Raw genomic sequence first — 9,434 nt, 5'->3', positions numbered from 1 at the left:
CCAGCACGAACGCCGTCTAATGAAAAGTGTTCACCATGTCTCCGCACAGGTGTTCACCATGTCCCCGGTCTGTACATGCGCAAAAAGAAAGTAGGTGCGCCGCCGGGTGCACATCCCGGCCTCCGCCCTCAAACAAGGCACACAACATCAGAGCGAAGCGACACACCCTAAAAAGAATCAGAACCGACGAGCCATCACGATATGCGCAATCCCCGCCTCCTCATAAGGCTCCCCCACCACAGCAAACCCAGCCCGCCGATAAAACCCCTCCGCACTGCTCTGCGCATGCAACTGCACCTCCCGATCTCCCCGCGCCTGCGAGGCGTCGACCAAGGCATCGAGCACCATGCGCCCCCACCGCGTTCCCCGCACCGACCGGTCCACCGCCAGCCGCCCGATGCGCCCCACCCCCGGTGCCTCCTGCAGCAACCGGCCCGTGGCAATCGCCTGGCCCAGGCGGTTGTAGACCACCGCATGGCGTGCCGTGGCATCGAGCGCATCGGCCTCGATCTCGGCGGGTATGCCCTGCTCGGTCACGAACACCGCCGTGCGCAGGCGGCCCGCGTCGCGGCCCAGCGCGTTCCAGTCGCCGGTCTTGACGTCGGCCAGGTCCTCGCCGGCCTCAAAGCCCGTGATGATCTGGCGCAGCACCTCGGGCACGGGGCGCGACTTCTGCGCCACCGGGTCGGCGAACACATAGACCAGTTCGCCCGAGACCAACAGGCGCTCGCCGCTGAAGATGCCGGCCTCGAACACACACGAGGAGTTGCCCACACGCGCGCAGCGCATGCCCACGTCCAGCGTGTCGTCCATGCGTGCCGAAGCGTGGTATTCCAGGCTCGCCTTCTTCACGAACATCTCGCCCTGCAGCGCATGCATGCTGGCGTCGTAAGGCAGGCCCAGGGCGCGCCAGTACTCCGACATGGCGTTGTCGATGTACATCAGGTAGTGGCCGTTGAAGACGATCTTCTGCATGTCCACCTCGGCCCAGCGCACGCGCAGGCGGTGGAAGCAGCGGAAATCACGGCGTTGGGGTTGTTGGGCCATAAGCAAAAAACGTCTCACTCCATGTGGAAAGCGGCACGCAGCGCGCGCGCCGCGTCGGCGTGGGCCTGGCGCGCCTCGGGGATCGCGCGGCCCATCTTGATGAATTCGTGCGTCACGCCACGGTAGATCTCCAGGTCCACTGCCACGCCCGCCGCACGCAGCTTGTCGGCATAGTCGACCCCCTCGTCCACCAGCGGATCGCACTCGGCCAGGCCGATCCAGGCGGGCGCAATGCCCTCCACATCGTCGGCATGCAAGGGCGCAAAGCGCCAGTCATTGCGCTCTTCGCGGGTGCCTACGTACTGGCCGAAGAACCAGGTGATGGCCGGCTCGTCGAGCACCAGGCCGCTGGCGAAGCGCGTGTGCGAGGGCGTGTCCTGGTGCGCCGCGCAGCCGGGGTAGATGAGCAGCTGCAGCGCCAGCGCCAGGCCCGCGTCGCGCGCCAGGATGGCACTCACCGTGGCCAGCGTGCCCCCCGCGCTGTCGCCGCCCACGGCGATGCGCTCCGCGTCGGCGCCCAGGCGTGCGGCATTCGCATGCAGCCAGGCCAGCGCATCCCAGGCATCGTTGCTGGCCGTGGGAAAGCGGTATTCCGGTGCCAGCCGGTAATCGAGCGAGACCACCATGCAGCCCGCCAGCCGCGCGAGTTCGCGGCACAGGATGTCGTGCGTGCCGATGCCGCCGATGGTGAAGCCGCCACCGTGCGTGTACAGCAGCACGGGCAGCGGTGTACCCGTGGAGGGCGCATACAGGCGTGCGGGCAGCGCATGGCCGTCGCGTGCGGGGATGGTGAAGTCCTCCACGCGCGGCAGCGCGGCCTTGGGCACTTCAAGCACATCGGCACCAGCCGCGTAGGCCTTGCGCGCATCCTGCGGGGTGCGGGTGTACAGCGGTGGGTGGCCCGCACGCGCCATGCGTTCGAGCACGCTGCGCATCTGGGGGGTCAGGCGGTGGGCGTGGAGAGACAGATCGGTCAACGCAAAGGCTTTCTCAGGAACAAAAAAAAAGGAAAAGCGAGGCCTACTTGAAGGTCACGCGCACCGGCGCGGCACCTGGCAGGCCGTCGTAGGTGGCCGTGACCGACAGGCCGGCCTTGGGCGGCAGCAGCGGCGAGAACGATCCCAGGCTCACCAGGTCGCCCGGCTGCAGGCTGATGCCCTCTTTCTGCAGGGCAGCGGCCAGCCAGGTGACGGCGTTGAGCGGGTGCTCCAGGATATCGCTGCCCTTGCCACCGCCCAGGCGTGCCCCACTGCCATCAGTGAGCGAGACATTCATGTCGGCCAGGGCATTGAGCAGGGCATGGCGCTCGGCCCGGTAGGGCGGCACCGGCAGCGGCGTGCCCGCAACGCCCAGGCGCGCGCCCACGTTGATGGCCGTGACACCCGCGCCATTGAGCTGGGGCGGCGCCTGCACCATCAGGTCGGGCAGTTCGATGAAGGGAATGACCTGGTCGATCGCATCGAGCACGTCCTCGGGCGTCTTGGCATGGTTGATGGCGGCGCTTTTCACGCGCACCAGCATGTCGGCCTCGTACAGCGCGCGGGCGCCAAACGCCGCTTCCACGCTGGCACCGCTTGGCAGCACCATGCCCTCGTAGAGCTTGCCCCACACGGGCTTGTCGGTGTTGAAGCGCTTTTGCACGGCCGGGTTCGTGAGCCCCGCCTTGTAGCCCACAACCTTGCCCATGCGCTGCGTCAGCAGTTGGTTGAACTTGCCGCGTGTGCACGCTCCATCGGCGTCCGAGAGGTTCACCGGGTTGGGCGCCGGCGTGCGCGCCACGTAGTGCGCAAGCAGCTCGGCGGCCTGCGCGTCGGTCAGGCAATCGGCCTGCACCGCTGTCACGCACGTGACGAACAAAGTGGCGGCCATGAGGGTTTGCTTCAGGGTCATCGGTGTCTCCCAGTTGTACATTGTTCAGAACCTGCCAGATATCGTAAACGCATCCTTACAAAGCCATGGCCTTCATCTACTACGTCACCCAGATCCAGTTCGAGTTCGGCGCCGTGAAGCTGCTGCAGCAGGAATGCGCGCGCGTGGGCATCAGCCGCCCGCTGGTGGTGACGGACCCCGGGGTCAAGGCCGCGGGCGTGCTGCAGAAAGCGCTCGATGCGCTCACGGGCCTGCCCGTGGCGGTGTTCGACCAGACCCCGGCCAACCCGACCGAGGCCGCCGTGCGCGCTGCCGTCGAGGTGTACCAGCGCGAGGGCTGCGATGGCCTGATCGCCGTGGGCGGCGGCTCGGCCATCGACTGCGCCAAGGGCATCGCCATTGCCGCCACGCACGAGGGTCCGCTCACCCACTACGCCACCATCGAAGGCGGCTCGCCGCGCATCACCGAGCGCGCCGCACCGCTGATCGCCGTGCCCACCACCAGCGGCACGGGCAGCGAGGTGGCGCGTGGCGCCATCATCATCGTGGACGACCACCGCAAGCTCGGCTTCCACTCCTGGAACCTGGTGCCCAAAACCGCCATCTGCGACCCCGAACTCACGCTGGGCCTGCCGCCATCGCTCACGGCCGCCACGGGCATGGACGCCATCGCGCACTGCATGGAGACCTTCATGTCGGCCGCGTTCAACCCGCCGGCCGACGGCATTGCGCTGGATGGCCTCACACGCGGCTGGGCGCACATCGAGCCGGCCACGCGCAACGGCGGCGACCGCGATGCGCGCCTGCAGATGATGAGCGCCAGCATGCAGGGGGCCATGGCCTTCCAGAAGGGCCTGGGCGCCGTGCACTCGCTCAGCCACAGCCTGGGCGGCGTGAACCCGCGCCTGCACCACGGCACGCTCAACGCCATGTTCCTGCCCGCCGTCGTGCGCTTCAATGCGCAGGCCGAATCGGTGCAGCAGGACCGGCGCCTGGAGCGCATGGCCCATGCCATGGGCCTGGCCGGCGCGGGCGACATCCCCGAGGCCATCCGCGACATGAACGCCCGCCTGGGCCTGCCCACGGGCCTGGCGGCCATGGGTGTGAGCGAGAGCATGTTCGACGACATCATCAAGGGCGCCATGGCCGACCACTGCCACAAGACCAACCCGCGCATCGCCACGCCCGAGGAATACCGGGACATGCTCGCACAATCGCTGTAGTGCCGGGCAGCCTGGCGCAGGCTGCGGCGCCCTGCGCAACTGCGCCTTCCGCCCCCTCCCCCATCCGGGCGGGGTGCGGGCTGCGCACGTGCGGCTAAACTGCTGCACTGTCAAACAATAATTAACAAAGTAATTAACGAGCCGGCGCGGCAAGGCGCCAGGCTCCGTTGCCACTGCTGAGCGAGGCGGCATGCATGGTGGGAGTGCATGGCTGGCGCGCAGGCCGGGCCCTTGGCGCGCCACCCGACACCGGCGGGCGCCGGCCGATGGCGGTGCTGCGCGCGCTCTTTCCTTCATCCATTCCATGAAATGACGGGCTGATCCATCCATGCGCGCAGAAAAACTCAGGGCCTGGCTGACGCAGGGAAGCACCCCCCGGCTGTACCTCGCGATCCTGGCGATCATCGTGGCCGTCGTGGCCGTGCGCTACCAGCAGTTGGTGTCCCTCGAAGAGCAGGAGGCCCACGACCGTGCCACAGCGGAACTTGCGCGCGTGGGCGACGCCCTGCTGCCCGCGCTGGTGGCGCTGGACTCCATCCATACAGAGGCCGCCGCCCGTGTGCTGCGCAGCGCGCCCGAGCGCTTCGGCCCCGCCGTGCGGTCCCTGCAATGGCAGGTACCGGGCCAGCCCCCCATCCAGTGGGCCGCGCCTGCGATGGCCATGGAGGCCCCCGCCTGGTTCGCCCGCCTGCTGGACATCGCCCCCCCCGAACAACGCTTCGGCCAGGTGTTCACCGACGGCCGCACCGGCGTGCTCACCGTCACCGCCGACCCGGGCATCCTGGTGGACCGGGTGTGGAGGACCGTGGTGGTGCAGGCACGCATCTCGGCGCTGAACATCTTCACCATCCTGTTCCTGCTGACCCTGATCCTGCGCGCCAATGCCCGCATGCTGCGCCGCCTGACCGAGGCCACGGACCGCTTCCGCCAGGGCCACCTGGACACGCGCATGGAGGCCAAGGGCACCCTGGAATCGCGCGCCGTGGCGGGCACCTTCAACGACATGGCGGGCAAGGTGCAGTCGCTGGTGCACTCGCTGCGCGAGACACAGCAACTGCAAAGCGAGCAGCTGCACTTCACGCGCCAGCTCATCGACGCCCTGCCCCTGCCGGTGTTCGTGCGCGAGGCGGACGGCACCTTCATCGACGCCAACCGCGCCTGGCAGCGCCTGTTCCAGAACGGCGACCCCGGCCTGCCGGGCCAGGGCCTGTTCCCCGGCCTCACGGCGCCGCACCTGCTCTCGCCCGCCCAGTCGCGCCAGTTGGCCATGTCGCAGGACAACGAGGTCCTGGTGCAGCCCCCGGGCCACATGGCACGCACCATGGCCTACTACGAAGCGCCCTTCACCAGCACGAAGGGCACCGTGGCCGGCACCGTGGGCACCCTGGTCGACATCACCGAGCGCAAGCGCGCCGAGCAGGCGCTGCGCAACGAGAAGGACCGCGCCCAGGTCACCCTCGCCTCCATCGGCGATGGCGTCATCACCACCGACCTGGCCGGCTGCATCGAGACCATCAATGAAGCCGCCCAGCTCATGACCGGCTATACCGCCGAGCAGGCCATCGGAGCCCTGCTCGACGACGTCTTTCGGCTGTACGAGGAGCCCGCGAGCCAGGCGGCCACCCGGGCCACCGGCGATGCCTCCATGGCAGCATCCACCCGCCCAGCCATGCAGGAAGTGCTGCTGCACCGTTCGGGCGAGCGCTATGCCATCGAGTACACGGCCTCGGCCATCCGCCAGGGCGGCGGTCGTGCCTCGGGCTGCGTGCTGGTGTTCCGCGACGTGACCGAAGCCAGCCACCTGCGCCACCAGATCTCCTGGCATGCGCGGCACGACGGCCTGACGGGCCTGCTCAACCGCGCCTCGCTGGCCGAGCGGCTCACGCATGCCCTGTTTGTGACGGGCCGCAGCCCCACGCTGCTGGCCGTGTGCATGCTCGACCTGGACCATTTCCAGGCCATCAACGACACCCACGGCCACCGCATGGGCGACCGCCTGCTCAAGGAGGTGGCCCAGCGCCTGAACAGCTTCGCCACCGGCAGCAGCGCTGCGGCGCGCCTGGGTGGCGACGAGTTCGTGCTGCTGCTCAACCACCAGACTGACGTACCCGCGATCGAAGAGCAGGTGCGCCAGCTCATGCAGCAGCTGGCCGCGCCCTATGCCATCGACGACCGCGTGCTGCACACCACGGCCAGCGTGGGCGTGGCCGTGTTCCCGCAGGACGACGTGAACCCCGACACCTTGCTGCGCCAGGCCGACCAGGCCATGTGCCAGGCCAAGCGCTCGGGCCGCAACCGCATGCACCTGTTCGACGTGCAGCTCGACCATGCGGTGCAGACCCAGCACTCACGCCAGACCCGCCTGGCCCAGGGCCTGCAGGCCGGCGAGATGCGCCTGTACTACCAGCCCAAGGTCAACCTGCGCACCGGCGAGGTGTTCGGCATGGAGGCCCTGCTGCGCTGGCAGCACCCCGAGCAGGGGCTGCTGGGCCCCCAGCATGTGCTGCCCCTGCTGGAGGACCCCGAGGTCGTGGCCGAACTGGGCGAGTGGGTGCTGCGCGAGGCCCTGTCCCAGATGCGGCAATGGAGCCTGGCCGGCCTGCAGTGGGAAGTCAGCGTGAACATCGCGGCCCAGCATTTCCAGCGCGCAGGCTTTGTGGACCGGCTCAAGGAGCTGCTGCTGACCTGCCCCGAGGTGCCGCCCGCCCGGCTGGAGCTGGAGATCCTGGAATCCGCCGCGCTGCAGGACATGCAGTACATGCGCAGCATGATGCACAGCTGCCAGGCGCTCGGCGTGCGCTTCGCGCTCGACGACTTCGGCACGGGGTTCTCATCGCTGTCCTACCTCAAGCGCCTGCCGGCCGAAACCATCAAGATCGACCAGTCCTTCGTGCATGGCATCCTGCACGACGAAGACGACCTGACCCTGGTCAACGCCATCGTCACGCTGGCCCGGGCCTTCAAACGCCATGTGATTGCCGAGGGTGTGGAAACCCCGGCCCATGGCGACAAGCTGCTCGCGCTGGGCTGCGAACGCGCCCAAGGCTTCGGCATCGCGCCCCCCATGCCTGCACACGAGGTGCCGGCATGGACCCGGGCCTACGAGCAGGCCGCAGGCCTGCAGCGGACCGCGGCGCCAGCGCCCACGCGCTGAAAGCCTTTCTTACGGATTTGCATTGGGCCGTATGGCTAGGCGGGAGCCGCAGACAGTGCTGTAGCACGGCAAGGCGAACCAACGACGCTAGACGGCCAAAGGCAAATCCGTATCAGAGGGGGCGCAGTATGGCCATGTCGGGCCGGTGCAGCCACTCGGCAAACTCATCGGCCAGCTGGCGGCTGGCGGCCGTGGCCGCCAGCCAGGCCTTGGCCCGGGCGGCACTGTCGGTGCCGTAGTGCGTGAAGTCGTTGCGGTCGGGCAGCTTGCTGTTGGGCAGCGCACGCACCCAGTCGGGGTTGGGCGAGAGCACCACCATGGAGTCGAGCGCACCCGTGGAACGGTGGCGCCACTTGAGCCCCTTGTCCAGCCAGCCGGGCACCACCTGCTGCTGGAAATGCGGGTACAGCACCAGGCCGCCGCCGGCCCGGGCCGCGCCCTCCACCACCTGCGCCACGGGCGTCTGGTGGTAGCCCAGGTGCAGGTGGTAGTCGGTGATGCCGCCATCCCAGTACGCACCACGCGGGGCGCCCGGAATGTCATGCACGGCCTGCAGCACGAAGGGGATGGAACAGCTGGCCTGCAGTGCGGGCATGAAATTCTGCGGGGTGAGCCCCACCTGGCGCGTGCGGAAGTCTGCCGTGCTGAAGGGCAAGGCCGCCCCGGTGGCGGCGCCGTCCTCGGGCGAGGAGAACACCACCCGCTCCAGCCAGGCGCCCAGCGCCTTGCGGTGCAGCGTGTTGCTCACGAAGGCCCCCAGGTAGCCAAGCGGCGTGCCCACCCGGTGCTCGCGCGCCAGCACATGCCGCCCGCGCGAGGTGACGATGTGCAGGTGAAAGCGCGGGTGGCTCAGCACCTCCTCCACCCGCCCCCCATAGAAGGCCTGCAGGTTCTGGCCAAAGCGCTCGCTCACGTGCGAGGCCGGAGGGCGCTTCTTGCCCGGGGGCACTTCATAGCTCTGGTGGATGTAGTCGTGCTCCAGCCGCTCAAAGGCGGCCACCGACGACTGCAGGCAGGCCGTCGCCATGCGCCAGGCACCGATGGAGGCGCCCACCAGGTGCACCGGCTGGCTGGAACGGGGAAGCCATTCGCCAAAGACAAACCGGTCCAGCGGGCCGAGGATCAGGCCCTTGGGGCCGCCGGCCGCCGCAGGGATCACACTCACATCGCCCGCTTGCAGGCCGTGCTGTTCAAGGTGCTGACGGGCGCGCGGGCCCGCGTGGATGCGCAGTGCTTTCATGCCCTGCATTGTCCCAGAGCCAGAACCCGGGCTCAGACCACGTAATCGGCGGCAGTCTCGGGGCGCACGTTCCAGTCGATGGGATCTTGCTGCAGCACCATGTCGATGTCCAGGCCCAGCACCAGGCCCACCTCGCCCGGGAAGGAGACGGCCAGTTCGTTTTCGTTGAGCCCGGCCTCGCGCGCCCGGGCGCGCCATGAGGCCAGGTGGATCACACCAGCCAGCGGTTCATAGGCCTTGTTCTCGAACGGCGCATCCTGGTACTGCAGGGCGTCGACCACCACCTCGGGCAGTTGCCAGCGCCGTGCGAGGCCAGCCGACACCTTGCCATAGCAGTAGCCGAAGATGCGCTGCTCCACCTTGGTACGGCGCATGTCCAGCGGCGGCACCAGGGTGTTGACCGAATGGGCCTTCTCCGGATCGGCCAGGTGGATCACGAGCTCGCCCAGGCCGTGCAGCAGGCCGGCCGTGTAGGCGGCGATCTGGTCATGGTGCACCAGGCCCGCGAGCGAGCGCGAAAGCTTGGCGGTGTTGAGGCTGTAGCGCCAGAACTGCTGCATGTTGACCCCGGGCACGGAGCGCGAGGTGGTACCCAGCGGCGCCGAGGTGACCAGGCCGCGCAGTTGCGCCGTGCCCAGCAGGGCCAGGGCCTGGGGAATGCCGGCGATCTGGCGCGGCATCTGGAAGGCAGGGGAGTTGGCCAGCTCCAGCAGGCGCGCTGCCAGGGCCGGATCGGTGCCGAAGAGCTGGTTCATGCGCCGCAGGCTGGGCTCGGGCTGGGCCAGCTCGCTCATGAGCAGGGCCACCGTGCGCGGCAGGCTGGGCAGGGCTGCCGGCTGTGCCAGCAGTGCATTCAACTCCATGGGTGATCGGGCGTCTGGTGGGACAAGCGCCGATTATG

At 68.7% G+C, this 9,434-nt stretch carries 7 protein-coding genes; 2 read left to right on the top strand and 5 right to left on the bottom strand.

Annotation, left to right across the window (positions count from 1 at the left end; genetic code table 11):
* Nucleotides 1-177: 177 nt before the first annotated feature.
* From HNP48_RS26605 to HNP48_RS26595, 3 genes are all read right to left on the bottom strand, one after another.
* On the bottom strand, nt 178-1,047 hold the full coding sequence (locus HNP48_RS26605; protein ID WP_184862862.1) for a YbgC/FadM family acyl-CoA thioesterase: 870 nt from the start codon (nt 1,045-1,047) through the stop codon (nt 178-180).
* A 14-nt stretch (nt 1,048-1,061) separates the two neighbouring features.
* On the bottom strand, nt 1,062-1,982 hold the full coding sequence (locus HNP48_RS26600) for an alpha/beta hydrolase (RefSeq protein WP_260420399.1): 921 nt from the start codon (nt 1,980-1,982) through the stop codon (nt 1,062-1,064).
* An 85-nt stretch (nt 1,983-2,067) separates the two neighbouring features.
* Nucleotides 2,068-2,937, bottom strand: a complete 870-nt coding sequence (locus HNP48_RS26595; protein ID WP_184862858.1) for a 2-keto-4-pentenoate hydratase — start codon at nt 2,935-2,937, stop codon at nt 2,068-2,070.
* Nucleotides 2,938-3,002: 65 nt separating this feature from the next.
* Here HNP48_RS26595 and HNP48_RS26590 point away from each other — a divergent pair, with 65 nt between their 5' ends.
* The gene (locus tag HNP48_RS26590) at nt 3,003-4,139 is read left to right on the top strand and encodes an iron-containing alcohol dehydrogenase (protein ID WP_184862856.1); all 1,137 of its coding nucleotides are present in this window, start codon (nt 3,003-3,005) and stop codon (nt 4,137-4,139) included.
* Nucleotides 4,140-4,467: 328 nt separating this feature from the next.
* Nucleotides 4,468-7,293: an EAL domain-containing protein gene (locus tag HNP48_RS26585; protein WP_184862854.1), complete on the top strand. Its 2,826-nt coding sequence runs from the start codon at nt 4,468-4,470 to the stop codon at nt 7,291-7,293.
* Between the two features lie 112 nt (nt 7,294-7,405).
* Here HNP48_RS26585 and HNP48_RS26580 read toward each other — a convergent pair whose 3' ends face one another.
* Together HNP48_RS26580 and HNP48_RS26575 are read right to left on the bottom strand one after the other, a co-directional pair.
* A complete protein-coding gene (locus HNP48_RS26580) occupies nt 7,406-8,533 on the bottom strand; it encodes a phospholipase (RefSeq protein ID WP_184862852.1) in 1,128 nt (375 codons plus the stop codon).
* Between the two features lie 32 nt (nt 8,534-8,565).
* A complete protein-coding gene (locus HNP48_RS26575) occupies nt 8,566-9,396 on the bottom strand; it encodes an HDOD domain-containing protein (RefSeq protein ID WP_184862850.1) in 831 nt (276 codons plus the stop codon).
* Nucleotides 9,397-9,434 lie beyond the last annotated feature (38 nt).

The organism is Acidovorax soli (assembly GCF_014207955.1).
Taxonomy (GTDB): domain Bacteria; phylum Pseudomonadota; class Gammaproteobacteria; order Burkholderiales; family Burkholderiaceae_C; genus Acidovorax; species Acidovorax soli_A.
Note: the sequence above shows the minus strand (reverse complement) of the source record. Positions and strands in the feature narration are given on the sequence as shown.

What these genes read in the sequence shown, in the direction of transcription:
- HNP48_RS26605 (WP_184862862.1), bottom strand. Translation starts at nt 1,047, where the DNA reads ATGGCCCAACAACCCCAACGCCGTGATTTCCGCTGCTTCCACCGCCTG.
- HNP48_RS26600 (WP_260420399.1), bottom strand. Translation starts at nt 1,982, where the DNA reads ATGCGCAGCGTGCTCGAACGCATGGCGCGTGCGGGCCACCCACCGCTG.
- HNP48_RS26595 (WP_184862858.1), bottom strand. Translation starts at nt 2,937, where the DNA reads ATGACCCTGAAGCAAACCCTCATGGCCGCCACTTTGTTCGTCACGTGC.
- HNP48_RS26590 (WP_184862856.1), top strand. Translation starts at nt 3,003, where the DNA reads ATGGCCTTCATCTACTACGTCACCCAGATCCAGTTCGAGTTCGGCGCC.
- HNP48_RS26585 (WP_184862854.1), top strand. Translation starts at nt 4,468, where the DNA reads ATGCGCGCAGAAAAACTCAGGGCCTGGCTGACGCAGGGAAGCACCCCC.
- HNP48_RS26580 (WP_184862852.1), bottom strand. Translation starts at nt 8,533, where the DNA reads ATGAAAGCACTGCGCATCCACGCGGGCCCGCGCGCCCGTCAGCACCTT.
- HNP48_RS26575 (WP_184862850.1), bottom strand. Translation starts at nt 9,396, where the DNA reads ATGGAGTTGAATGCACTGCTGGCACAGCCGGCAGCCCTGCCCAGCCTG.